This is a genomic window from Paraburkholderia sp. AV2 (assembly GCF_054968425.1).
In genome coordinates this window covers 1-22758 of the sequence record NZ_JBANLK010000058.1, presented here as the reverse complement: position 1 = coordinate 22758, position 22758 = coordinate 1, and the positions used below count along the sequence as shown (strand labels likewise).

Below are 22758 nucleotides of genomic sequence, written 5' to 3'. Positions count from 1 at the left end.
GGTAGTTATAAAGCTCGTCCTCGAAATTGTTCTTGGCCTGCGAGCGCCAGCTTACCACTGGGCAATATCCGCGGCACGACTCAGTATGAATACACTGTCCGCCGGACTGAACGTGCAGCTTCCCGCTCCTGAGCAGGCCATCGACCAAGCGGGGAACTGAAGCGGATCGGTAAGCGGCCTTTCTCCGGAAATCTGCGCAGGGCTTTTGTACCCGGACCGGTAACGCATGCCGCTGCTCGCCCCGCGCACGCGCGGCCGGCAACATGGGCGGTATGGATGCCAACGAAACCCGCCGCCTCATCGTCAACCTGATCCGCAAAGGATCTGTGATCGACGTTGACCTCACGAGCAACCCGCCGACGTGCCGGGTATCCGTTGGCGACCCTGCCGACACCGACAATCCCGGACTCACAACGAACTGGATTCCGTTTCTCGCGCTGCGCGCCGGCACAACCCGCGAATGGAACCCGCTCACGAAAGGCGAAAGGGTTCTGCTTCTGTGTCCGATGGGCGACCCCGCCCAGGGCGTCGCCGTCGCTGGCCTGAATGCCGACGACACGCCGCCGCCGAGCACCAGCCCCGACAAGCACCTGCGCCGTTACCCGGACGGCGCCGAGCTCGAATACGACCATGCAGCACACGCCCTCAAAGCGACGCTGCCGGCCGGCGCGACCGTGCTGATCGTCGCACCGGGCGCCGTGAACGTGCAAACCAAACAGGCGACCGTACAGGCCGAGACGATCACGCTCGACGGCGACGCAACCGTGACGAAATCGCTCACGGTTAAAGGCCCGTTTGCGTTCGAATCCGGCATGACGGGCACGGGCGGCGAAGGCGGCGGCGCGACCATGAAGATCAACGGCGCGGCCGACTTTACGGGCGAAGTGAAATCGCAAGGCATCAGCCTGCCGAAACACACGCACCGCGAGCAGGGCGACGGTCAACTCGTGAGCGAACCACAATGAAAGGCCTGAACGTCACGACGGGCCGCGCGATCAGCGGGCTCGATCACCTGTATCAGTCGATCGGACAAATCCTGTCGACACCGCTCGCCTCGCGCGTCAAGCGCCGCACGTTTGGCTCGGACATTCCCGACCTGATCGACGCCCCGAACAATGGCGCGACGCGCACCCGCGTGTATGCGGCGATCGCGACCGCGCTTATGCGATGGGAACCGCGCCTGACGCTCACGCGCGTCCAGCTCGCAACCGACACCGACGATGCAGGGCAGGGCGTGCAGGTCGTCGACATTGAAGGCGCGACCACCGAGACCGGAGAGACGGTCAAGGCAAGCGTCCCAATCGCAAACGGGGCCGCAGCGTGAGCGCGACGCCGATCGACCTTTCGCAACTCCCGGTTCCCGATATCGTCGAGTTGATCGACTACGAGACGCTGCTCGCGCAACGTAAGGCGCGGCTCGTGTCGCTCTATCCGGCCGAAGAACAGACCGAAGTCGCGGCGACGCTTGAGCTCGAATCGGAGCCGATGGTGAAGCTCCTGCAGGAGAACGCGTACCGCGAGGTTGTGCTTCGTCAGCGTGTGAACGACGCGGCGCGCGCCGTCATGCTGGCCTATGCAGAAAACGGCGACCTCGAACAGCTCGCCGCGTTCTTCGATCTGGAGCGTCTGACGATCACGCCGGCCGATCCGGTACACGGTATCGTGGCCGTCATGGAAAGCGACAGCGACCTGCGCTATCGCACGCAGCTCGCGCCGTCGAGTCTGTCTGTCGCCGGCCCTGAGAGCGCGTACATCAAGCACGCGCGCGATGCTGATGGCCGCGTGCTCGATGCAACGGCCATGAGCCCGTCGCCGTGTCAGGTGCTCGTTACCGTGCTTTCGCGCATCGGCGACGGCTCCGTGCAGGACGGCGACGGTATTCTAGAAGCCGTGCGCGACGCGCTTTCGAAAGACGACGTGCGCCCGCTCACCGACGAAGTGCTCGTGCAGGGAGCGCAAATCAATGGTTACGCCGTCGACGCGACGCTCATTTTCTTCGCTGGCCCCGATCGTTCTGTCGTGCTCGCGCAGGCAAACAAGGCCGTGAAAAAGTACACCGACGACATGCACCGGCTCGGCATGGAAATTACGCGAGACGGCATCTTTGCGGCCGCGCGTCAGCCCGGCGTGCAGAAGGTCATTCTGCGTACCCCCGCGGCGGATATGCCGTCGACCAAGCAACAGGCGCCTTTCTGCACGGATATCAGCCTGATCGACGGCGGGGTGTACAGCAATGAGTAGTCGCACGACCTCACTGCTCCCGCCGAACGCGAGCCGGCACGAGCGCAACCTCGCCGCGACGAACGCGGCGATCAGCGATATCGACGTGCCGCTGCGCTTGCTCATGAACCCGGCAACCATCCGGCTCGATCTGCTGCCGTGGCTCGCGTGGCACCTCGGCGTCGATACGTGGAAAGACTACTGGCCCGAAAGCGTGAAGCGCGATCGCGTCAGGAAGGCGATCCCAATCGCACGCAGGAAGGGCACCGCGGCGGCCGTACGCGAAGTCGTCGCCACATTTGGCGCCAACCTCGTGCTGCGCGAGTGGTTCGAGATGACGCCTCGCGGCACGCCCGGCACGTTCGACATTGTGATGACTGTCACCGCGCGCAACGGTGAGCCCGCAACGGCCGAATACGTCGCCGACATCATCGCGGAAATCGAACGCACGAAGCCCGTCCGCGCGCATTACACGTTCACGCAGGGCTATTCGATGCAGGGGCGCTTTGGCGTCGCGGCCGCCGCACGGCCCGCCCTGTATCGCCGCCTCACCCTCTCGGATATCTGACGAATCTGACCATGGCCGGAACCCTCATCACGATTTCAGACGCCTTTCGCGCGGCGCTCGTCGCCTCGGGCAACACCGGAACGAACGCCCACAAGGTCACAAAGATCGGCCTGTGCAATGCCGCCTTTGACGCGTCGAACAGGAAGCTGACCGCGCTCCCGAACGAGCTCAAGCGTATCGACACGTTCGGCGGGCAGAACATCGATGCCGACACGATTCACGTCACGCTGCAGGACAGCACCGCCGAGCAGTACACGCTTTGGGGCTTCGGGTTCTATCTCGAAGACGGCACGCTTGCTGCGTACTACAGCCAGCAGGCTGCAGACGGCCCGATCATGGAGAAGTCGCCGGCGGCGCAGCTGCTGCTTTCCGTCGACGTTCAGTTCGCATCGATCGATGCCGCGGCGCTGTCCTTTCCGTCCGCTTCGTTCCTGAATCCACCGGCGGGCGAGGACATACAGGGCGTGATCGAGCTCGCCACGCAGGCCGAAGTCGATGCTGGCACCGATGACGCGCGCGCTGTGACGCCGAAGAAGGCGGCCACGCGATACGCGCCGAAGAATTCGCCGAAGCTCAGCGGGCGCGTATTGATCGCCACGACCGCCGACGACGGTACGAACACGTTGCAGGTCGCGGGCGGCGTGAAACAGGCCAGCTCGACCATCGACGGCGGCGCAGGCCTGAGCGCGCTGTATCTGTCCAACAACGGCAAAACGCGCTGGATGCTGGGCAAGCGTGACACCGCCGAAACGGGCAACAACGCCGGCGGTGAATTCTTCCTCGGTGCCTGGAAAGACGACGGAACACAGGTAAGTGTCCTGACAGTTTCGCGTGCCTCGCAGGTCGCATCGTTCAACCAGCGCCCTGTGTTCAACGGGGCTACGCCGTGGGATACCGCCAACCTCAACCCCGCGAACTATGCGACGACCGCCGACCGCGACGCGACCAATGGCCAGGTCAGCGCCAAGGTGAACAGGAGCGGTGACACGATGACGTCCCGGCTTTCCATCGCGCCGACCGGGAGCCAGGGCGACTTCGGCATGCGCTCCGGGGATGGATGGTGGACGTATATCCGCGCCCGCAACGGGGGCGGCCTCGAAGTCATCAACAACGGCTACAGCGCCGTCACGGCGTGGTTCGACAACAGCGGCCGCCTGTATAGCAACGGCGGCTTCCAGGCGGGCGGGGCGCAGTTCAACAACGACGGCAACATCTACATGCCGTTCCGCGGCCAGTGGATCAGCGACGTGATCGGCGACCTCTACGCGTGGCGCGACAACCTGAACGCCGGCAAGGCCGACCGCAATGCGAATTGCCAGTGGAATTCCGGGGCATGGGAAGGCGCCGCATTCACTGGCGCAAACCAGCGTCAGGATTGCCCGTCGCCCTACGTCATGGTCGGGCAGTTTCTTGACCCCGGCGGCTACTGGCACATGCGCGGCATTGTTCTGCGCAACAACTAAAGGGGGCCTCTATGGGCATCAGTTGCAAGCGGTTTTCTCACGACCTGCTGGCTGCAACGTTGACGCACATGCTCGGCGTGCAATCCGGCGTCGACTTCTGCGTCGGGCATCCCGTCGACGCATCAGGCAAGCAGACCGGCGAGCCGGCGATCGCGGCCTGGTACAGCGCGACGGTCCCGCAACCCGACATGCTGGCTGTGACCCGGCACTTCCGCGATAACCGGACCGAGGTCCGCGGCATCGTCATGCGGCGCGTGCGCGACAACATGCTCCGGCTGACCGATGCGCGGGTGATCGTCCCGCCGGATGCACCCGATCCGGTCAAGGCGCAGGCCGCGCAATGGCAAGCGTACCGGCAGGCGCTACGGGACATTACGGAGCATCCGGGTTTCCCGATTGATGTTGAGTGGCCAGAGGCGCCCGGCCCGCTGATCTAGTTCCGCTTGACACATCAATCCATCTATCCCTGAAACGGAACCTCAAAACATGGCACTCAGAAAGCAGATTCTCGTCGCATTGAACGGCGCACCGGCAACGGTTCACCGTGTCGATAACGTCACGCTCAACAAGCTCACCAACTTGACGTTTGCCGTCGTCTCGTGCTTCTACAGCGAGGACGCACTCAAGCAGGGCCTCAACCCGCTCGCACAGGTTTCGATCCAGCTCGACGGCATCCCGGCGAACGGGCAGAACGCCTTCGATTTCGCAGAGGCAGCGCTGGCCGCGCCGGCGCCGGATGACGTGACGGTCAATCCGGTTGTCACGCAATTCGGCGCCGACCGCTACGCGTTCGCCGGCGCCGAAGTGCTCGACCTGTAATTCGACCTGCAGTTCGACCTGAAACCGGGTACATCCCGTTTCCTCTCACCTTAGGAGTACAAAACATGCCGCAGGACTACCACCACGGGGTACGCGTCACCGAAGTCAACGAAGGGACGCGCCCGATCCGTTCGGTATCGACCGCGATCGTCGGTATCGTCTGCACGGCCGAGGATGCCGACGCGGCGACGTTCCCGCTCGATACGCCCGTGCTGATCACGAACGTCGTGTCGGCGCTCGGCAAGGCCGGCACGAAGGGCACGCTGTACAAGACGCTCGACGGCATCGGCAAGCAGACGAAGCCGATCACGGTTGTCGTGCGCGTCGCGGAAGGCAAGGACGATGCGGAGACTACGAGCAACGTGATCGGCACCGTGACCGCTGACGGCAAATACACCGGCATGAAGGCCCTGCTCACGGCGCAGGCGAAGGTCGGCGTCAAGCCCCGCATCATCGGTGCGCCGAACCTCGATTCACAGGCCGTCGCAACCGCGCTCGCCAGCACCGCGCAATCGCTGCGCGCCTTCGCCTACGTGTACGCCTACGGCTGCAAGACGAAGGAAGAGGCCACCACGTACCGCAAGCAGTTCAGCCAGCGCGAAGTGATGGTGATCTGGCCGAATTTCCTCGCATGGGATGAAGCGACCAGCGAAACGGTCGAAGTGCCGTCGACGGCCTACGCCCTCGGCCTGCGCGCGAAGATCGACAACGATACGGGCTGGCACAAGACGATTTCGAATGTCGGCGTGAACGGCGTAACGGGCATCAGCCAGGACGTTTTCTGGGATCTGCAGGATCCGGCGACGGACGCGGGCTATCTCAACGAAGCGGACGTAACGACCCTCATCAACCGCGACGGCTATCGCTTCTGGGGCTCGCGCACCTGTTCCGACGATCCGCTGTTCATGTTCGAGAACTACACGCGCACCGCGCAGGTTATCGCCGACTCGATCGCCGACGCTCAAATGCCCGTCGTCGACGGGCCGCTGAATCCCTCGCTGCCGCGCGACGTCATCGAAGGTATCAACCGATGGTTTCGCGAGCAGACGAGTAACGGCTATTTGGTCGGAGGTAGCTCGTGGTGGGATTCGGAGCCGAACACGCAGGACGTGCTGAAGTCCGGCAAGGCGTACATCGACTACGACTATACGCCCGTGCCGCCACTCGAAAACCTGATGCTGCGCCAGCGCATCACCGACCGCTACCTCGCCGACTTCGCCTCGCGCGTCACGGCATAACGACGGCCCAACACAGGAGAAAATTCGATGGCTCTCCCGAGCAAACTGAAGGGGTTCAACCTCTTTCACAACGGCGAAAACTTCGCCGGCAAGGTCGCCGAAGTGGCGCTGCCGAAGCTGACCCGCAAGATGGAGGCCTATCAGGGCGGCGGCATGAGCGGCCCGATCAAGATCGATTTCGGCCAGGAGGGTATCCAGATGGAATGGACCGCCGCCGGCTTCCTGAAATCGGTCCTGCAGTCTTACGGCACGCTCAAGCACGACGGCGTGCTGCTGCGCTTCGCCGGCGGCTATCAGGCCGAAGACTCGGCCTCAATCGATGCGATCGAAGTCGTCGTGCGCGGCCGCCACATGGAAATCGACCCCGGCACGGCGAAGGCGAAGGAAGACACTGCGTTCAAGGTGACGACCGTGGCGAGCTACTACAAGCTGACCGTGAACGGCGAAACGATCATTGAAATCGACTTCGTGAACATGATCGAGAACATCAACGGCACCGACCTGATGCAGACGCTTCGCACGGCGATCGGCCTCTAACGGTCACAACCTCCCATAGCTGGATACCATGAAAAACACGAACGAAACCGATGCAGTTTCCACGCCGCCCGCTGCTGACCCGAACACGCTCACGCTCGACACGCCGATCGTGCGCGGCAAGCAGACGATCACCGAAATCACGCTGCGCAAGCCGCAATCGGGCGAGCTGCGCGGCGTCTCGCTCTCCGACCTTGTGAGCCTCGACGTGTCGGCGCTCTCGAAGGTGCTGCCGCGTATCAGCTCGCCGACGCTCACTGAGCACGATGTCGCCCAGCTCGACCCCGCCGACCTCGTGCAGCTGGGGGGTATCTTCGCCGGTTTTTTGATGCCGAAGGCCGTGAAGGCGAGCATGGCCTCCCTGACCGCGTAGAAGATGCGATGGCCGATATCGCGACGGTTTTCGGATGGGAACCGCCGCTGATGGACGGTTTCGGCCTGGCTGAACTGATGGACTGGCGCGAGCGTGCGCGCGTGAGAAGCGGAACCGGAAACGATGGATAACGCCCTGAAGCTTCGCGTCATGTTCGACGCGATCGACAACCTGACGAAGCCCCTGAAAAACATCCTCGCCGGTAACAAGGGGCTCGCGAGCTCGCTCAAGGAAACGCGGCGCGAGCTGACCGAGATGGGCAAGACGCAGAAGACCGTCGGCGAGTTCCGCGAGGTGCGCAAGGGGCTCGCCGCGACCGCCACGCAGCTCAACGCGGCGCGCGGCCGCGTGGGCGAACTGGCCGCCTCGATGCGCTCGACCTCGAACCCGTCGCGCCAGATGGCGGCCGATTTCGAGAAGGCAAAGCAGGAGGCCACGCGCCTCACCACCGAACACGGGCGGCAATCGACGCGCGTGCGCGAGCTGCGCGACCAGCTCGCGACCGCCGGCGTGAACACGCGCAACCTGTCGCAGCACGAGCGCGACCTGCGCGGCAACATCGCGGCCACGACGGCGACCATGAAAGACCAGATGGCGAAGCTCGAAGCGATCGGCGAGCGCGAGAAGCGCGTCGCGGCCGCGCGCAGGAGCATGGAGAAAATGCAGGGCGTCGCCGCCGGTATGGCCGTAGGCGGCTACGCGGCGCGCTCGACCGGCACGCACATTTTCGGCGACCTGCGCGAATCGCTCGACGAGTCGAAGGAGTTCGAGCGCGAGGCGATGCGGATCAAGGCGCTCGGCCTCGGCGATCACGCGTCGGCCGATGCCGTGAAGTACGCCCGCGCGATGAAGCAGTACGGCGTCGCGACGACCGACAACGTGCTCATGATGCGCGACGCCCTGAGCATCTTCGCCGACGAGCATCACGCCCAGATGGTGATGCCCACGCTCTCGAAAATGAAGTTCGCCAACGATTCGATGTATGGCGCCGAGGACGCACACGCGAACGAAGAAAAGTTCATGAACATGCTGAAGGTGATCGAGCTGCGCGGCGGCACGAAGAACGAAGCAACGTTCAAGGACGAAGCGAACATGGTGCAGAAAGTCATCACGGCGACCGGCGGCCGTGTCGGCGGCGACCAGTGGCGCGATTTCATCCAGACGGGCGGCGTCGCGGCCAAGCAGATGCGCAAGGATGCCTTTTACTACCAGATGGAGCCGCTGATTCAGGAGATGGGCGGCCACGCCGTAGGCACGGGCCTGATGTCCGCATATAGCAACGCGTACCAGGGCAAAACCACGGTACGGGCCGCGAAACAGATGATGGCGCTCGGCCTGCTCGATCCGAAGATGGTCGAATACACGAAGATCGGCACGATCAAGCAGGTCAAACCGGGCGCACTTGCCGGCGGCGACCAGCTCAAGGCGTCGCCGCTCGAATGGCTCGAAAAGGTGCTGCTCCCGAAGCTCGCGGCGAAGGGCATCACTGACCCGGACAAGGTAAAGGACATGATCTCGACGATCTTTACCAACCGGACGGCCGCGAACCTGTTCACGACGATGTACATGCAGCGTGACCAGATTCACAAAAACGAGCGCCTGAATGCCGGCGCCGATGGGATCGACGATGCGGCCGCGAAGGGCGAACAGCTCACACAGGGCCGCGAGATTGCCGCGCTCACGCAGCTGCGCGACCTCAAGCTCGAAATCGGCGAGAAGATTTCACCGCTCTACAACTCGGCGCTGCAGGCGACGGCGACCGCAACCTCGAAAGTCGTCGGGTTCATGAAGGAACACGGCACGGCCGCGAAAGTGATGCTCACGGTACTTGCGGCACTCGCGGCGATTCTTGTCGTCGTCGGCACGCTGACGATTGCGCTCGCCGGCGTGCTCGGCCCAATGGCCATCGTGAAATTCAGCATGCAAACGCTCGGCATGCAGGGCGGTTTGCTCGCGCGCGGCCTCGGACTCGGCGCGAGCGCATTCCGCATGTTCGGCACCGCGGCAATGTTCGCCAGCCGCGCGATGCTCATGAATCCGATCGGCCTCGCGATCACCGCGGCCGTCGCAGTCATCGCCGGCGGCGCGTACCTGATTTACACGTATTGGGACCGGATTCGCGCCGGCGCCTTGTGGGCGTGGGACGGCATTCGCGGCGCATTCGCGGGCGGAATGGCATGGTTTGCCACGCTGCCGGCGCAGTTCGCCGAGTTCGGTACACACCTGATTTCGGGGCTCGTGAACGGCATCACGAACGGCCTCGGCACGGTCAAGGATGCGATCGTGAACGTCGCCAGCTCGACGGTCGGATGGTTCAAGGAAAAGCTCGGCATTCACAGCCCGAGCCGGGTTTTCGCCGAGCTGGGCGGGTTCGTCGCGCAGGGCGCCGCAATCGGCATGGAAGGCGAGCAGGGGCGCGTCGCCAGGGCCGCCGTCGCGATGGCGACCGTCGCGACGACGGCTTTCGGCGCACCCGCATTCGGCACCGGCGCAAGCGCCGCGACGGTCCCGCTCGTGCGTCCGACCGTACCGATCGACACCCGGCCGCCTGTTGTCGCTTCGCCGGCGGCGCAGGCGGCCGGCGCGAGCAGCGCGGGGGCGCCCATCATCAACATTTACCCGCAGGCCGGCGCCGATCCGCAGGCGATCGCGCGTGCCGTCGCGGCCGAGCTGGACCGCCGCGAGCGCGCGCAACGTTCGCGCCGGGTTTCCAGCCTGTCCGATCATTGAACCTGGAGGAGAGCGGCTCATGATGATGGCCCTCGATCAATTCGTTTTCAGTCTCGCGACGGCACCTTTTCGCGAGCTGCAGCGTCGCCGTAACTGGAAGCACCGAACCAGCTCGCGCGTGGGCGCCCGTGACGCGAGCCAGTACACCGGCCCCGGAGACGACTCGATCACCCTCAATGGAACCGTCGCGCAGGGCGAGTCGATCGGCTCGCGCGCCTCGATCAAGCAGCTCGCCGACATGGGCGACACGGGCGACGCGTATGTGCTCGTGGATGGAGTCGGCAACGTGTACGGCGCCTATGTCATCGAAGGCCTGGACGAAACGCAGACGTACCACACGGCCGAAGGCGTCGCGCGCAAGATTGAATTCACGCTGACCCTCAAGCGCGTCGACGATGACGCGCTTTCTGCCGTCAACGAGCGGGCCGTGAAATGACGGATATTGACCACTCGCGCGCCGGCCGCGTGCAACCGCAGGCCGACTACCGCGTAACGCTCGACGGTCGCGATCTGTCGGGCGCAATGGCGCCGTACCTCATCAGCCTGTCACTTTCAGAATCGCGCGCCGACGAAGCCGACACGCTCGACATTGTTCTCGACGACTCGAAAAACACGTTCGCGATTCCGAAGCGCGGCGCCGATATCAAGGTTGCACTCGGATGGGTGGGCGAGCCCCTTGTCGACAAGGGAACATTCACGGTTGACGAAGTGGAGCACAGCGGGGCGCCCGATATCATCACGATCCGCGCGCGATCGGCCTCGATGACCGAAGCCATGCACGAGCGGCGGGAACAGAGCTGGCACGCGCAGACGCTCGGCGCGATCGTGAACGCGATCGCCGGCCGGCACTCGCTCAAGCCGGCCGTCGCCGATGCACTCGCACAGATTGCGATCGCTCATATCGACCAGACGCAGGAAAGCGACATGTCGTTTCTGACGCGCCTCGCGCGCCGGTACGATGCCGTGATGAACGTGAAAGACCTGCGCCTTCTGTTCACGCCGATCGGCACCGGCAAGACGGTGAGCGGCAGGGCGTTCGACGTGCTGAACATCACGCGCAAAAGCGGCGACCAGCACCGTTACCACGTCTCACAACGCGAGAGCTATGCGGCTGTGCGCGCGCACTACCATTCGAACGGGCAGGGCAGGCGCAAATCGGTCGTCGTCGGCGGCAACAACAATCACAACGTCAAGGTATTGCCCGAGGACTACCCGAACGAAGCCGAAGCACGCGCGGCCGCCGAAGCCGAGCTGGCCCGCACGCAGCGCAGCCAGGCCACGCTCGACTACACGCTCGCACGCGGGCAGGCCGGGATATTCCCCGAGCTGCCCGTGACAGTTTCCGGCTTCAAACCCGAAATCGACGAAACGCCCTGGCTCGTAAAGAAGGCGACGCACACGCTCGGCGACGGCGGGTTCACAACCGCGCTCGAGCTCGAAGTGCGTGACGACCCGACGACCGACAGGCACCGGTCGCATTTCCGGCGCCCAGCCTGAACCTTATAAAAAGCGGGCATCGTCGGTTGTAATAACTTATATTTGGCTTATACTGGAGTCGATGAACAAGATCAACTGGAGCCCCAAGGCCGCGAAGCAGGCGCGCAAGCTCGACCGCCCCGTGCGACTGCAGATTCTTGATGCCGTAGAAGGTCTCGCAACGATGCCCGATGTTTCGAACGTGAAGGCGCTCATCAATCACGAATACGGCTACCGTTTGAGGGTAGGGAACTACCGGGTCTTGTTCGACTGGGATGGGGCAATCAAGATCGTCGACATTCAGGAAGTGAGGAAACGCGATGAACGCACCTACTAACATTCAAACAATTATGGGACCGGACGGCAAGCCGGCCTTTGTTGTCATCCCATATGCGGACTATGTGGCGCAGCACGCGCGCGACAGCGACCTGATCCCGCATGATGTTGTGCGTCGGACACTGGCTGATGACGTGCCGCCGGCGCGGGCATGGCGGGAACACCTTGGTCTGACTCAGGCTGAAGTCGCGGCACGCCTTGGCGTGAGCCAATCGGCTTACGCGCAGCAGGAGGCGAGTGCACGCCTGCGGAAATCGTCGCGTGAGAAGATTGCGGCCGCGCTTGGCATCACGGCCGCGCAACTAGATTTCTGACGACAGCCGCTCGCAAGACAGCGTTCGCAGGCCGTCATCGTTCGCGGTTGCCGGACGGTAAGTCCGCGGAGGACCGCGATTTGCTGCGTGAGCGCGTGCAGCTTTCGGCGACGTGTTTGGCGGTGCGGGTGGCGATTTCCTGTAGCCCTGGCTCGATGTGGCGCGGCCAGTAGAGCAGGTGATGAAACCAAAGGCAGGCGCGACGTCGCCCGCACAACCATTTGACTGAGAACCCCTCGACAGGGAAGGTATCAAGCGAGCGGTAGCCGATCGCACAGACGCCAATACTCAGCCACGCCAGGGCGAGGACAAGTGTAGGAACGGAAAGCAAGCAAGCCACCGCGAAGCCTCCGATGGGCAGCCATATGTTGCATGAGGACCGGGTTTTCATCTGTGTTCTCTCCCTGAGTTGCAGACGCCCAGCGACGACATCGGAGCAGGGTCGGCCGAAGGCTAAAGTCCTGTGCCAAGGGACCATGCCTGATTAAAGGATAGGGCACCGAACGGGAGCAGGGAACGGGATGAGAGAAAGGGCGACCATCGTGTGCTTTCAACGCGACAAGGTGCTGCTTGTCGCACGGGGGCGATCGCGTTGGTCCTTGCCGGGTGGTACGATCAAGCGTTCAGAATCGCCGCTTGAGGCCGCTTACCGGGAACTTGAGGAAGAGACAACAATTACCGGTCATGCGCTGGCCTATCTGTTCCAGTTCGGCGGCCTCAGCAAGCGTCATCATGTGTTTTTCGCCGAACTCCCGCGAGACACGAGACCAGAACCACAAAACGAGATCGTGCAATGTCGCTGGTTTAAACCTGCGAAAATCTTGACGCTCGCGGCAAGCGTGCCGACGCACGAAATCGTTCGACTTTTGAAATGAATCAAGCCCCGAGATGATGCGCAGTTACGAATACCACGGCTATACGCTTGAAGTCACTACCGAAGCGAATTTCAAGACGCGGGCGCCCCAACCCCGGCCGACCGATTCGGGATTCGTCGCGGTAGTGAGAATATTTCGTGCGGGAGCGACAGTTGCCGCATTTTCGCCATTGCGATTCGGTGAGGTCGCCGGCCGTCCATTCGCCACCGAGTCCGATGCGCTGATGGGCGGGTACAGCGCGGCGCGCAAGATCGTCGACGACCTCTTTGGTTCCGATGCCAATTAGCCTGCTGGTTTAGGCCTTGTGGTAAGCGGGTGGTCCCAGGTCGCGCCAGAGGCGGCCGGATCGCCAAGCCTTTGGCAGCTCGACGGCGAGCACTCGCCAGCGAGCCAGCACGTCGGCAAATGAGCCTTCGAGTTTCGCGCGGCGGATTTTTTCGACGACTCGCCATCCCCGGACATATTGCTCGAAGCTGCGCTGACTCGACAGGTAATGCGGAGCGTGGACGCCGACCCACGCCAGCATTTCCGCCGGCGGCACGTCAGGCGCATCGGGATCGGGCTCGATGTTGGCGGTGACGCCGGTTTCGTCGAGCTCAGGCTGTGTCTGGGCTTGGGAGGATGCCGCGGCCGCCTCGCGCACGAGCAAACGCATCAGCTCGATTCGGTGCCACGGGATCGGCGAACGACCGGCGAGATAGTTCCGGACGGTTCGCGTGCAGCAGCGGAGAACATCAGCGATACGCGCGATTGACAGGCCGTTTGAGAGCGCGAGGAAATCGGACAACTCGCCGTGACGGGGTGCTACAGCATTCATGGGCAGTGCAGTTGAGGCTAACCGTTATATTTTTGTAAGTATTATTACAAATAGTTAACTCAATGCTGTCGAAATAACTACATTCTGTTCGGACTAGCTTCCGAGACTTTACATAACATAATTTATCGAATTTTCTGTTGTAGTAGCTTTATAGAAATGTCGTGTTCGGGTATGCAGCGGTCCCGACGAACCATCGAGGTACAACTACCACTTCAAGCATATGACGACCGTCGGCGAGCCCATCGATCCGAAGTCTGGAAGTGGTATCACAGCGTTGTGGGCAAAGGCGAAGCGGTCATCGTTGATACATGGTGGCTCACCGAAACCGGTGGCTTCCCGACGCAATACCTCGGCGACACAATAGGCGCACTTATCACAAACGGTGCGAGACGGCTCACCCGCTGCAAACGTCTGGTTCGCGGAATCTGCATCAGAGTGCCCGCAAGAATTACAGAATGGCGAGCAGTACAGCTATGCCGTTGGTATGTCGTACGCAATACACCGTTTTGAGCTAGATCAATGCTCGGGCTCGCTTCAACGGTACTCTCTTTGAAGTCCACGGCGTTGCAGCCACGGCGAACGGATGGATACCGCACCTCACGGCATCGCCTGACACCGACGCACCCACCAAGGCTGTGGTGCGTGTGCGCGACGCAGAAGTCGTCCTCACTCCCCTGATCCGTAGCCTGCCGCCAATGCCGATTATCGCCGAACCTCAGGCAACAACAACACAACCGCCTTCAACGACCGATCATACGACGGGACTCGCGTCGGCGGAGGCCGGGTGTCGCCTTCAACAGTTCGGCGCCAACGCCATCGAAGAAGCCCGCACACCGCGATGGCGGCAACTTGCCGGGAAGCTCTGGGGACCGGTGCCATGGATGCTCGAGGCGGTCATCCTTCTGCAGATCCTGCTTGGCCGGACCCAGGAGGCGCTGGTCATCCTGTTTCTGCTTGCTTTCAACGCCTTCGTCGCTTTCGTTCAGGAGCGCCGCGCGCAGGATGCCCTGATGCTTCTGCGGCATCAGTTGCAGGTTAGCGCCCGGGTACTGCGTGACGCGCACTGGAGTCGCTTGCCCGCAGCCCAACTGGTCCCCGGAGACGTGGTGCACGTAAGGGCAGGCGACATCGTGCCCGCCGATCTCGTGCTGTTCGATGGAATGGTGGCGCTTGATCAGTCAGCATTGACCGGCGAATCCCTCGCGGTCGACGCGGGCCCTGGGCAGCCTGCCTATACGGGTTCGATCGTACGTCAAGGCGAAGCCAGCGGTGAAGTCACCGCGACCGGTTCGCGAACCTGTTTCGGCCGGACGGCAGAACTGGTACGCACGTCCAGCGCACCCAGCCACATGCAGCGCACGATCTTCTCCATCGTCAAGCGCCTTGTCGCATTCGACCTCGCGCTCGTCGTGCTGGTCGTCCTCTACGCCGCAACCCATGATCTGCCATGGGCCGACACCGCCGTGTTCGCCCTGTTGCTGCTCATTGCCTCGGTACCGGTAGCGTTGCCGGCGACGTATACGCTGGCCACAGCCGTCGCCAGTACTCGGCTCGCCCGCCGGGGCGTTCTCGTCACCAGGCTCCCTGCGGTGGAGGAAGCCGCCGCAATGGACACTTTGCTCTCGGACAAGACCGGCACATTGACACAAAACGTGCTGTCGGTCACCGGGATCCGGACGTTGGCGGCAACCGACGAGACGGAAGTGCTGCGGGCGGCGGCACTCGCCAGCGACGACGCATCGCAGGATCCCCTCGATCTTGCGATTCTCGCAGCCTGGCGCACGCGCCCCCAGGACACCTCCCAGCCTGTCCGTGCCGACTATCATCCCTTCGATCCAGCAACGCGGTTCAGCGAAGGCATCTACACCGTCGACGGCGGCCAGTGGCATGCGATCAAAGGCGCGGCGGGCGCCGTGTTCGAGCGCTGCGAAACCGGGGAAGCGGAGCGCGAGGCAGCACAGAAAGCCGAGCGGATTCTGGCCGCCGGCGGTGCGCGCGTGCTGGCAATCGCAGCCGGTCCGGCGGGGGCGATCCGGCTCACGGGCCTCATTGCCCTCGCCGATCCCCCTCGGGCAGATGCGGCCGAACTGATTGCGAAGCTCGGCCGGCTCGGCGTTCGCGTGTGCATGGCCACCGGTGACGCACTGGAGACAGCGCAGGCAATCGGCCAGCGACTCGGACTCGGCACACGCATCTGTGTCCCGCGCGGTGACGACCTTCGACATCCCGAAAGCTGCGACATCTTCGCGCGTGTGCTGCCCGAAGAAAAGCACGCCATCGTCTGCGCGCTGCAGCGGTCCGGACATGTCACGGGCATGACCGGCGACGGAGTCAACGATGCGCCTGCCTTGCGCCAGGCGGAACTCGGGATCGCGGTCGCCAGCGCAACCGACGTGGCCAAAGCTGCGGCGGGGGTTGTTCTGACCGATCCGGGCCTGAGTGGAGTCCTGACGGTGGTCAGCACGGGGCGTGAAGTGCACCGGCGCATGCTGACCTATATTCTCAACAAGGTCGTCAAGACCCTCGAGATCGTCGTTTTCCTTACGCTCGGCCTCTGGCTCACCAAAGGCTTTGTGATCTCGCCACGCCTGATCGTGCTGTTGTTGTTCGCGAACGACTTCGTGACCATGAGCATCGCCGCCGATCGGGTCCAACCGGCGGCCCGGCCACAACACTGGCGGGTTGGGCAACTTGTCGGGGCCGCGGCCGTGCTCGCCTCGGTTTCCCTCGTTTTCTCACTGTCGCTCTACGAACTGGTGCGGACGCGCTCTGGAGCCGATTCCGGGCAGATGCAGACGGTGGTGTTCCTGCTGCTGGTATTCACGACCCAGGCCAACGTGTATGTGCTACGCAACGACGGGCGAATCTGGACGTTCGCCCCGGGTGCCGTCATGGCACTGGCCAGTATCGCGGACATCGTGCTCGTGAGCGCGCTGGCCGCAACGGGAGTGCTGATGGTTGCGGTATCGCCAAAATTGATCGGAGTCCTGATCGGAAGCGTCGTCGCATTCGCACTCGTACTCGACCAGATCAAGCGCATCGTGTTCCGGCGCTTCGACCTCACCTGACCTCGTTGCAACAGCCTGGCGGCTCCCGAATAAATTGATCGAAGTCATGCGATCCGCGCTGACCTGTACCACAATGGATCACGACAAACGCGTCCTCTTGCCTTCCACACGAAGAACCCACGCAACTGCTGATGGAAACATCATGACGAAATCGAAAAAGACGAACACCGCAAAGCACGTGACCCCTGCCCTGCCGTTCTTCTGGCCCATGGCCGCCGCCGTCGCCATGGCGGAGACCGGCATGGAGCTTTCGGCTCGCGGCCTGCGCGCCTTCGCCGAAGAGGAAAAGCTGCACTTCGAGCTGCATCCCAAACTCGCGTCCAGCAATCGACCGCTGCTCGAACTGCGTACGATGACGTTCCGCGATTACTCGGTCGAAGGCGCGGTCGGGTTGCCGACCATCGTCGATGCCCCCTACGCGGGCCACAGCGCGATGATCGCTGACTTCCATGCGGGTCAAAGCCTGATGGAAACGTTACGCACGCACGGTGTCGGGCATCTCTACCTGACCGACTGGAAATCGGCCACGGACGACATGAAGGATCTCGAGATCGACCAGTACCTCGCAGAATTGAATGTCTGTGTCGACGAGGTCGGCGGTCGGGTCAATCTGGTGGGCCTGTGCCAGGGCGGCTGGCTGTCGGCCATGTTCGCGGCGCGCTTCCCGCATAAGGTCGCGCGGCTCGTGCTGGCAGGCTCGCCGATCGATACCGACGCCGGTGACGGTCCGATCAGGAGAATGGCGCACGATTCGCCGTTGTCGTTCTACGAAGAGCTCGTCGCCATGGGCGGCGGTCTGATGCGCGGACGCTTGATGTTGCGCGGCTGGAAGAACATGCATCCCGATCAGCACTACCTCGGCGAATTCGTCGACCTGTACGAACATGTCGACGATCCTGCCTACGTGCGCAAGGAGGAAGCGTTCGCCCGCTGGTACGAGAATCCGATCGATCTGCCGGGGCGCTGGTATCTGCAGGCGATCGAGCAACTGTTCAAGGAAAACCGCCTCGCGAAAGGCACGTTTGTCGCGCTGGGACGCAAGCTCAGCCTGAAAACCATCACCTGTCCCGTCTATCTTCTCGCGGGCGAATCCGACGACATCACGACGCCCGAGCAGGTACTCGACGCGCGAAAGTATCTGGGCACCCCTGACGGGCAAATCGTCAGCCGAACGGTTCCGGGCGGGCATATCGGCTTGTTCATGGGCTCGCGCACGCTTGCCGGAACGTGGCCGGAAATCGCGGCCTGGCTTGCCGGCAGCGTTTGATACGGCGCGGCGTTGCGATTTTCGCCACGCAGATCGCCCATCCTGACGAACCGCATGGCCGTGGTCACGGAAAGACCTGTCATCCAGGCCGTTCCGTGCCGCCACTTCAGCGAGTCTTCGCCGCAACGGCGAGCTTGTCCGCGGCTTCCTGCGCACTTTCGTTGTCGTCGTTCCAGAAGTTGCCGAGCACATCGTAAAAGGCACCTTCCACCGCCGGCGTATCGACCATGTCGTGCGCCCACGACGGCACGAGCGTTCCCTTCGCCTGCGCGCTGGTGAAGTCGGCGGCCGAACGCTGCGCACAGGCGTCGAACTTCGACAGATCCATGCCTTGCCGCACCGGAATCGAACCTTTATTGAGGTTGAAGATCTCCTGAAACTTCGGGCTAAGAAGCAGGCTCGCGAGATCCTTCTGTCCCTTCTCGACATCCGCGCTCTTGACCTTGAAGAACGCGAAGCTGTCGACGTTGAACGTATAGGCGTTTTGCGAGCCGGGACCCGGCACGCACAGATAATCCTTGCCCGGCACCTTCCCGGCCACGCTGAACTCGCCCTTGGCCCAGTCCCCCATGAACTGCATCGCCGCCTTGCCGGAGATCACCATGCCGGTCGCCAGATTCCAGTCGCGCCCCGTCTGCCCCTTGTCGGTGTAGGCCTTGATCTTCTTGAACGTTTCGAGCGCCTTGACCATGGTCGGCCCCTTGAGGGTCGCCTGATCGAGTTGCACGAAGGCTTTCCTGTAAAAGGCCGCGCCGCCCACACCGAGCGCCACGGTCTCGAAGGTTTCGGCTTCCTGCCATGGCTGGCCACCGATCGCGACCGGCGTGATGCCCGCTTTCTGTAGTGCGTCAGCTATCCTGAAGAACTCGTCCCACGTGGCGGGCGGCTGTGCGTTCACCTTCTTCAGCGCGTCGGCATTGATCCACAGCCAGTTGACGCGATGCACGTTGACCGGCGCCGCCACATATTGCCCCTTGTACTTCATGATGCCCGCAATCTGCGGGGGAATCAGCTTGTCCCAGCCTTCGCGTTTCGCTACGTCGTCGATCGAAACCAGCACGCCTTCGTCGCCCCACTCCTGAATGGCGGGCCCCTTGATCTGGGCTGCCGCGGGCGGGTTGCCGGCGATCACGCGCGTCTTGAGCGCGGTCATCGCGTTTCCTCCGCCACCGCCGGCCACCGCGAAGTCCTTCCAGGTATCGCCCTTTTCTTCAAGCATCTGCTTGAGGACCTGTGCCGATTTTGCTTCGCCGCCGGAGGTCCAGTAGTGCAGCACCTCGACCTCCGCGGAGCGCGCCGCCCCGGCGGCGAGGAGCGCCGCAACGCCGAGCGAGCAGGCGGTGACTTTCGCAGTCCGGCTGGCCGGCTTTGGCAGGTTGCCTCGTTGGGTTCGCATCTGGCTGTCTCCTTGTATCGTCGTGCTTTCATGTTGCATGACGCGGATGTTAGCGCTAACAGATCACTCTGCCCTATCCGGATGAACCCTGCTTCAATCCCGCGCTTTCCCGGGCTTCCCTTCCGGCATAGGCGAGGCGATACTCGCATGATGAAAGACAAACCGACTCGCGCAGCACGGCAGCCCGGAACGCTCCAGAGCCCGCGCAGCGCCACGACCGCGACACCCCATGAATCAGCGCGACGCCGGCAAAGCGGACGCGCGACGATCGCCGACGTCGCGGATCTCGCACAAGTCAGTACGATGACAGTATCGCGTGCCCTGAAGGATCCAGCGCAGTTGTCGCCCGAAGCACGTGCCCGTGTGGAAGCGGCCGTCGCGGAACTCGGCTACGTGCCGAACCATGCGGCGCGCACGCTCGCCTCGTCGCGCTCACGCGTCGTGGCCGTGCTGGTACCGTCTTTGTCGAATGCGGTTTTCGTCGATACGCTCGCCGGCATTCAGGATTGCATGGGACCGGCCGGCTATCAGATTTTAATTGGCATTACAAACTACTCTCCTGAGAAGCAGGCGGAACTGGTTTCGACCTACCTCGCGCACGCACCCGACGGCTTTCTCGTCACCGGTATAGACGGCTCCGAAGCAATCTGCCAACGCCTGGCGGCAAAACGTGTGCCCGTGGTTCATATGTACGATCTGAGCCGGACTCCCGGTGAATGGTCGGTGGGTTTTTCGCAGCAGCGCGCGGGCTTCACACTGACGAAGTATCTGCTCGAACGCGGCTACCAGTACCCGGGATTCATCGCGGCGCAACTGGACCCGCGCACCATGCAGCGTCGCGCCGGCTTTCGCCGCGCGCTGCGCGCGGCGGGTCTCGACCCCGATGTCGAGATACTGACCGACGAACCATCGAGCGTCGGGCTCGGCTCGAAGCTGCTCGCGCGGATGCTCGAACAGGCTCCCGGATGCGACGCGATTTTCTGCTGCAACGACGACCTTGCACTCGGCGCACTCTTCGAGTGCCAGCGGCGCGGCATCTCCGTGCCAGGCCAGATTGCGATCGCGGGATTTAACGATCTGCCACCTTCCGCATGGTCGACGCCGTCGCTCACGACCATCACGACGCCACGCTACCCGATCGGCTTCGAGGCCGCGCGACTGTTGCTGCAGATACTGGACGGACATCCGCCCGAGCGGAGTTGCGTCGATCTGCGGTTCATGCTCACGCCGCGGGAAAGCGCCTAGTTTGCGGTCGCGCCTGGCGTCGTCGAGACCGACATGTCGAACTTCGCCAAGACCGATCACTCTGACGACTACGGCCGAAATCTTCGCCATCTACCCGATCGTGGTCGTCAGCGTGCTCATGCTGCTCGGCGGCCTGTCCCACCAGATCGGCTGGCTACGACAATGCTGCTGGATCTGGGAACCTCTCGCCTCGGCGCGCCGACCCTCGCGCTTGCGCACGACGTCCCCGTGAGTCAACGCATACCGACTTCTCAAGCGCTGGCCGCCTCATCATGCCTCCCGCCCGCGCACACCAGAATTAACGATTGCTCCAGGCCGGCTGGTTACGAATCGTTCCTCGACGCGTTATGCAACCCGCCGCATAGCGAAGAGGCTGAACATTACCGAAACTGGGGCAGCTCCGGCCTCGACACCGAACTGTTTGATCTGCGTGCTGCCGAGGGTACACTGCTAGTCATGGCTTCCCGTATCTTGGGTCGTCTACGCGGCAAAAACCCGGTATCGTTGCAACGTTTGTCGCGTGCCCATGCGGCCCCCCCCTGTGGCGATTGTCAATAAATCGATCTTCATCTGCCCGAGCTTGCATTCTCGACCCCCTATGCGAAAGAATCCGGTTGCCAAGCTCCAGCTCGCTGGGCAATGAGTCCGGTCGCACGTGCGGCGCGAGACGAGCGTCGTCTGCTTATACCTCCAGGTTGACGCGGTTTCCGGCAAAGCGGCTGTTCATTCGCCAGTCATCCTGAACACAAAAATCACCCATGATCGTTCAAGTGAAAGAATGCATGAAAACTCTCGGATATTGGATGCTCATCGGTTTGCTAGGGCTCCTCTCCGTTCTTCCCTATCGGTGGGTCGCCAGCGTGGGAGCGGCCCTTGGCGCGGCACTTTACCGGTTGCCGAGTCACCGTAAGCACGTGGTACTCGTGAACCTGCGCCTTTGTTTTCCCACGAAAACCGAGTGCGAGCGTGATGAGCTCGCGCTTGCGCACTTCCGCCATGTTGCGCGTAGCTACCTGGAGCGCGGTTTTCAATGGTTCGGCAGTGCGCGCACGATCGACCGGCTGGTGCAGATCGAGAGTGGCATCGATCTGGGTGACCCCGACCCTCCGCCGACCATTTTCATGGGGTTTCATTTTGTCGGAATTGAGGTCGGTTGCATGCGGTACTCCATGCGCCTGCCAGTTACAGCGCTATACACCCGAATGTCGAATACTCGCCTCTGCGAACTCGCCAGGCGACAACGTGGTCGATTCGGTGCTGAGATGATCGAGCGCAGTACGGGCGCGAGGCTGGCCCTGAGGAGTTTGCGTTCCGGAGTTCCGGTGATGCTGGCCGCAGATATGGACCATGGCATAACCGGCTCGGTATTCGCGCCTCTGTTCGGAGTACCCGCTTGCACGTTGACCTCGGTTTCGCGCCTGGCGAAGCTGACCGGCGCGCGCGTCGTGCCGTTTGTCACCGAAGTGCTTCCCGAATATCGCGGATACAAGCTAACCATATTCAAACCGCTTGCAAACTATCCCACGAATGATGAATTGGTTGACGCGTGCACGATGAACGAATTCCTTGAACAACAGATTAATCGAATCCCTGACCAGTACTATTGGGTTCACAGGCGATTCAAGAATCGACCCGAAGGTGTACCGGGAGTGTATTGACACGAAGATTTGAGGTCTGGCGAGGATCGACAGGGGCGAGAAGCATCGATATCCGCAATTTGGATGGACACGATCCTTGCCTTCGCGCCTAACACGATCAAGAACCCGATGTGCAGTCTCACGGCGTCAGGCGACGTCGGTGTCTGCCTGACGCGGCCGCGAGAGAGCGTTAGCGTTAATCCGGCGTTTTGATACTCAGTCCGTTGCTTACCGAAGTCACCCCATCAACCTTTTTTGCCGCTTCGACCGCCAGGTCCATCTGCTGCTGGCTATCGCAACTGCCGGTGAGCGTCACGACGCCGTTGGCGACCTTGACGTAGATGTGAGTCGGATCCAGTCCCTTGGTACGTGCCAGTGCGCG

General features: G+C 62.7%; 27 protein-coding genes. 23 read left to right on the top strand and 4 right to left on the bottom strand.

The genetic code is table 11. The features are described from left to right. Positions 1-272: 272 nt before the first annotated feature. The 16 genes from V8683_RS27455 (at position 273) to V8683_RS27380 (ending at position 12071) form a co-directional block, all read left to right on the top strand. A complete protein-coding gene (locus V8683_RS27455) occupies positions 273-965 on the top strand; it encodes a phage baseplate assembly protein V (RefSeq protein ID WP_411193060.1) in 693 nt (230 codons plus the stop codon). Further along, positions 962-1324 carry a GPW/gp25 family protein gene (locus tag V8683_RS27450; RefSeq protein WP_411193061.1) on the top strand — a complete coding sequence of 121 codons (363 nt, stop codon included), beginning with the start codon at positions 962-964 and terminating at the stop codon, positions 1322-1324. Before V8683_RS27455 ends, V8683_RS27450 begins: the two co-directional genes overlap by 4 nt. Beyond that, the gene (locus V8683_RS27445; protein WP_411193062.1) at positions 1321-2241 is read left to right on the top strand and encodes a baseplate J/gp47 family protein; all 921 of its coding nucleotides are present in this window, start codon (positions 1321-1323) and stop codon (positions 2239-2241) included. Before V8683_RS27450 ends, V8683_RS27445 begins: the two co-directional genes overlap by 4 nt. Then, a complete protein-coding gene (locus V8683_RS27440; protein WP_411193063.1) occupies positions 2234-2788 on the top strand; it encodes a phage tail protein I in 555 nt (184 codons plus the stop codon). Before V8683_RS27445 ends, V8683_RS27440 begins: the two co-directional genes overlap by 8 nt. 11 nt (positions 2789-2799) lie before the next feature. Continuing rightward, positions 2800-4251, top strand: coding sequence for a phage tail protein (locus V8683_RS27435; RefSeq protein WP_411193064.1), 1452 nt, complete (start codon positions 2800-2802; stop codon positions 4249-4251). Positions 4252-4262: 11 nt separating this feature from the next. After that, positions 4263-4688 (top strand): phage tail assembly chaperone, encoded by a 426-nt coding sequence (locus V8683_RS27430; protein ID WP_411193065.1) that lies wholly within the window; start codon positions 4263-4265, stop codon positions 4686-4688. Positions 4689-4737: 49 nt separating this feature from the next. Continuing rightward, complete coding sequence (locus V8683_RS27425; protein ID WP_411193066.1) at positions 4738-5070, top strand: hypothetical protein; 333 nt, start codon at positions 4738-4740, stop codon at positions 5068-5070. 65 nt (positions 5071-5135) lie between these two features. Next, positions 5136-6308 (top strand): phage tail sheath protein, encoded by a 1173-nt coding sequence (locus tag V8683_RS27420; protein ID WP_411193067.1) that lies wholly within the window; start codon positions 5136-5138, stop codon positions 6306-6308. Positions 6309-6335: 27 nt separating this feature from the next. Further along, the gene (locus V8683_RS27415) at positions 6336-6845 is read left to right on the top strand and encodes a phage major tail tube protein (RefSeq protein ID WP_411193068.1); all 510 of its coding nucleotides are present in this window, start codon (positions 6336-6338) and stop codon (positions 6843-6845) included. A 28-nt stretch (positions 6846-6873) separates the two neighbouring features. Further along, on the top strand, positions 6874-7215 hold the full coding sequence (locus V8683_RS27410; RefSeq protein ID WP_411193069.1) for a phage tail assembly protein: 342 nt from the start codon (positions 6874-6876) through the stop codon (positions 7213-7215). Positions 7216-7223: 8 nt separating this feature from the next. Next, positions 7224-7346, top strand: a complete 123-nt coding sequence (locus V8683_RS27405) for a GpE family phage tail protein (protein WP_411193070.1) — start codon at positions 7224-7226, stop codon at positions 7344-7346. After that, a complete protein-coding gene (locus V8683_RS27400) occupies positions 7339-9945 on the top strand; it encodes a phage tail tape measure protein (protein ID WP_411193071.1) in 2607 nt (868 codons plus the stop codon). Before V8683_RS27405 ends, V8683_RS27400 begins: the two co-directional genes overlap by 8 nt. A gap of 19 nt (positions 9946-9964) precedes the next feature. Continuing rightward, positions 9965-10381: a phage tail protein gene (locus tag V8683_RS27395; RefSeq protein ID WP_411193072.1), complete on the top strand. Its 417-nt coding sequence runs from the start codon at positions 9965-9967 to the stop codon at positions 10379-10381. Then, the gene (locus V8683_RS27390) at positions 10378-11442 is read left to right on the top strand and encodes a phage late control D family protein (RefSeq protein WP_411193073.1); all 1065 of its coding nucleotides are present in this window, start codon (positions 10378-10380) and stop codon (positions 11440-11442) included. The genes V8683_RS27395 and V8683_RS27390 overlap by 4 nt, the downstream gene beginning before the upstream one ends. 61 nt (positions 11443-11503) lie before the next feature. Continuing rightward, the gene (locus V8683_RS27385) at positions 11504-11758 is read left to right on the top strand and encodes a type II toxin-antitoxin system RelE family toxin (RefSeq protein ID WP_027796004.1); all 255 of its coding nucleotides are present in this window, start codon (positions 11504-11506) and stop codon (positions 11756-11758) included. Next, the gene (locus V8683_RS27380) at positions 11742-12071 is read left to right on the top strand and encodes a helix-turn-helix domain-containing protein (RefSeq protein WP_027796003.1); all 330 of its coding nucleotides are present in this window, start codon (positions 11742-11744) and stop codon (positions 12069-12071) included. The genes V8683_RS27385 and V8683_RS27380 overlap by 17 nt, the downstream gene beginning before the upstream one ends. Positions 12072-12105: 34 nt before the next feature. On the opposite strand, the gene V8683_RS27375 is transcribed toward V8683_RS27380, so the two are convergent. After that, a complete protein-coding gene (locus V8683_RS27375) occupies positions 12106-12462 on the bottom strand; it encodes a hypothetical protein (protein WP_156954440.1) in 357 nt (118 codons plus the stop codon). A gap of 130 nt (positions 12463-12592) precedes the next feature. Here V8683_RS27375 and V8683_RS27370 point away from each other — a divergent pair, with 130 nt between their 5' ends. After that, positions 12593-12946, top strand: coding sequence for an NUDIX hydrolase (locus V8683_RS27370; protein WP_411193074.1), 354 nt, complete (start codon positions 12593-12595; stop codon positions 12944-12946). 13 nt (positions 12947-12959) lie between these two features. Beyond that, a complete protein-coding gene (locus V8683_RS27365) occupies positions 12960-13232 on the top strand; it encodes a hypothetical protein (protein ID WP_411193075.1) in 273 nt (90 codons plus the stop codon). Between the two features lie 9 nt (positions 13233-13241). On the opposite strand, the gene V8683_RS27360 is transcribed toward V8683_RS27365, so the two are convergent. Then, positions 13242-13763, bottom strand: coding sequence for an IS21 family transposase (locus V8683_RS27360; protein WP_411193076.1), 522 nt, complete (start codon positions 13761-13763; stop codon positions 13242-13244). Between the two features lie 695 nt (positions 13764-14458). On the opposite strand from V8683_RS27360, the gene V8683_RS27355 reads away from it, so the two are divergent. Continuing rightward, positions 14459-16831: a plasma-membrane proton-efflux P-type ATPase gene (locus tag V8683_RS27355; protein ID WP_411193545.1), complete on the top strand. Its 2373-nt coding sequence runs from the start codon at positions 14459-14461 to the stop codon at positions 16829-16831. A gap of 208 nt (positions 16832-17039) precedes the next feature. Next, complete coding sequence (locus V8683_RS27350) at positions 17040-18098, top strand: alpha/beta fold hydrolase (RefSeq protein ID WP_411193546.1); 1059 nt, start codon at positions 17040-17042, stop codon at positions 18096-18098. Between the two features lie 106 nt (positions 18099-18204). Here the strand turns inward: V8683_RS27350 and V8683_RS27345 are convergent, their stop codons facing one another. Then, positions 18205-19494, bottom strand: coding sequence for an ABC transporter substrate-binding protein (locus V8683_RS27345; protein ID WP_411193077.1), 1290 nt, complete (start codon positions 19492-19494; stop codon positions 18205-18207). 150 nt (positions 19495-19644) lie between these two features. Here V8683_RS27345 and gntR point away from each other — a divergent pair, with 150 nt between their 5' ends. From gntR to V8683_RS27330, 3 genes are all read left to right on the top strand, one after another. Further along, a complete protein-coding gene (gntR, locus tag V8683_RS27340; protein WP_411193548.1) occupies positions 19645-20739 on the top strand; it encodes an HTH-type transcriptional regulator GntR in 1095 nt (364 codons plus the stop codon). A 33-nt stretch (positions 20740-20772) separates the two neighbouring features. Then, positions 20773-21297 (top strand): IS1096 element passenger TnpR family protein, encoded by a 525-nt coding sequence (locus tag V8683_RS27335; RefSeq protein WP_462880703.1) that lies wholly within the window; start codon positions 20773-20775, stop codon positions 21295-21297. Positions 21298-21521: 224 nt separating this feature from the next. After that, the gene (locus V8683_RS27330; RefSeq protein ID WP_411193552.1) at positions 21522-22397 is read left to right on the top strand and encodes a lipid A biosynthesis lauroyl acyltransferase; all 876 of its coding nucleotides are present in this window, start codon (positions 21522-21524) and stop codon (positions 22395-22397) included. A gap of 175 nt (positions 22398-22572) precedes the next feature. On the opposite strand, the gene V8683_RS27325 is transcribed toward V8683_RS27330, so the two are convergent. Beyond that, a partial coding sequence (locus V8683_RS27325) for a BON domain-containing protein (protein WP_462880701.1) occupies positions 22573-22758 on the bottom strand: 186 nt, incomplete at its 5' end.

What these genes read in the sequence shown, in the direction of transcription:
- V8683_RS27455 (WP_411193060.1), top strand. Translation starts at nt 273, where the DNA reads ATGGATGCCAACGAAACCCGCCGCCTCATCGTCAACCTGATCCGCAAA.
- V8683_RS27450 (WP_411193061.1), top strand. Translation starts at nt 962, where the DNA reads ATGAAAGGCCTGAACGTCACGACGGGCCGCGCGATCAGCGGGCTCGAT.
- V8683_RS27440 (WP_411193063.1), top strand. Translation starts at nt 2,234, where the DNA reads ATGAGTAGTCGCACGACCTCACTGCTCCCGCCGAACGCGAGCCGGCAC.
- V8683_RS27435 (WP_411193064.1), top strand. Translation starts at nt 2,800, where the DNA reads ATGGCCGGAACCCTCATCACGATTTCAGACGCCTTTCGCGCGGCGCTC.
- V8683_RS27430 (WP_411193065.1), top strand. Translation starts at nt 4,263, where the DNA reads ATGGGCATCAGTTGCAAGCGGTTTTCTCACGACCTGCTGGCTGCAACG.
- V8683_RS27425 (WP_411193066.1), top strand. Translation starts at nt 4,738, where the DNA reads ATGGCACTCAGAAAGCAGATTCTCGTCGCATTGAACGGCGCACCGGCA.
- V8683_RS27420 (WP_411193067.1), top strand. Translation starts at nt 5,136, where the DNA reads ATGCCGCAGGACTACCACCACGGGGTACGCGTCACCGAAGTCAACGAA.
- V8683_RS27415 (WP_411193068.1), top strand. Translation starts at nt 6,336, where the DNA reads ATGGCTCTCCCGAGCAAACTGAAGGGGTTCAACCTCTTTCACAACGGC.
- V8683_RS27410 (WP_411193069.1), top strand. Translation starts at nt 6,874, where the DNA reads ATGAAAAACACGAACGAAACCGATGCAGTTTCCACGCCGCCCGCTGCT.
- V8683_RS27405 (WP_411193070.1), top strand. Translation starts at nt 7,224, where the DNA reads ATGGCCGATATCGCGACGGTTTTCGGATGGGAACCGCCGCTGATGGAC.
- V8683_RS27400 (WP_411193071.1), top strand. Translation starts at nt 7,339, where the DNA reads ATGGATAACGCCCTGAAGCTTCGCGTCATGTTCGACGCGATCGACAAC.
- V8683_RS27395 (WP_411193072.1), top strand. Translation starts at nt 9,965, where the DNA reads ATGATGATGGCCCTCGATCAATTCGTTTTCAGTCTCGCGACGGCACCT.
- V8683_RS27390 (WP_411193073.1), top strand. Translation starts at nt 10,378, where the DNA reads ATGACGGATATTGACCACTCGCGCGCCGGCCGCGTGCAACCGCAGGCC.
- V8683_RS27385 (WP_027796004.1), top strand. Translation starts at nt 11,504, where the DNA reads ATGAACAAGATCAACTGGAGCCCCAAGGCCGCGAAGCAGGCGCGCAAG.
- V8683_RS27380 (WP_027796003.1), top strand. Translation starts at nt 11,742, where the DNA reads ATGAACGCACCTACTAACATTCAAACAATTATGGGACCGGACGGCAAG.
- V8683_RS27375 (WP_156954440.1), bottom strand. Translation starts at nt 12,462, where the DNA reads ATGAAAACCCGGTCCTCATGCAACATATGGCTGCCCATCGGAGGCTTC.
- V8683_RS27370 (WP_411193074.1), top strand. Translation starts at nt 12,593, where the DNA reads ATGAGAGAAAGGGCGACCATCGTGTGCTTTCAACGCGACAAGGTGCTG.
- V8683_RS27365 (WP_411193075.1), top strand. Translation starts at nt 12,960, where the DNA reads ATGATGCGCAGTTACGAATACCACGGCTATACGCTTGAAGTCACTACC.
- V8683_RS27360 (WP_411193076.1), bottom strand. Translation starts at nt 13,763, where the DNA reads ATGAATGCTGTAGCACCCCGTCACGGCGAGTTGTCCGATTTCCTCGCG.
- V8683_RS27355 (WP_411193545.1), top strand. Translation starts at nt 14,459, where the DNA reads ATGCCGATTATCGCCGAACCTCAGGCAACAACAACACAACCGCCTTCA.
- V8683_RS27350 (WP_411193546.1), top strand. Translation starts at nt 17,040, where the DNA reads ATGGCCGCCGCCGTCGCCATGGCGGAGACCGGCATGGAGCTTTCGGCT.
- V8683_RS27345 (WP_411193077.1), bottom strand. Translation starts at nt 19,494, where the DNA reads ATGCGAACCCAACGAGGCAACCTGCCAAAGCCGGCCAGCCGGACTGCG.
- gntR (WP_411193548.1), top strand. Translation starts at nt 19,645, where the DNA reads ATGAAAGACAAACCGACTCGCGCAGCACGGCAGCCCGGAACGCTCCAG.
- V8683_RS27335 (WP_462880703.1), top strand. Translation starts at nt 20,773, where the DNA reads ATGTCGAACTTCGCCAAGACCGATCACTCTGACGACTACGGCCGAAAT.
- V8683_RS27330 (WP_411193552.1), top strand. Translation starts at nt 21,522, where the DNA reads ATGAAAACTCTCGGATATTGGATGCTCATCGGTTTGCTAGGGCTCCTC.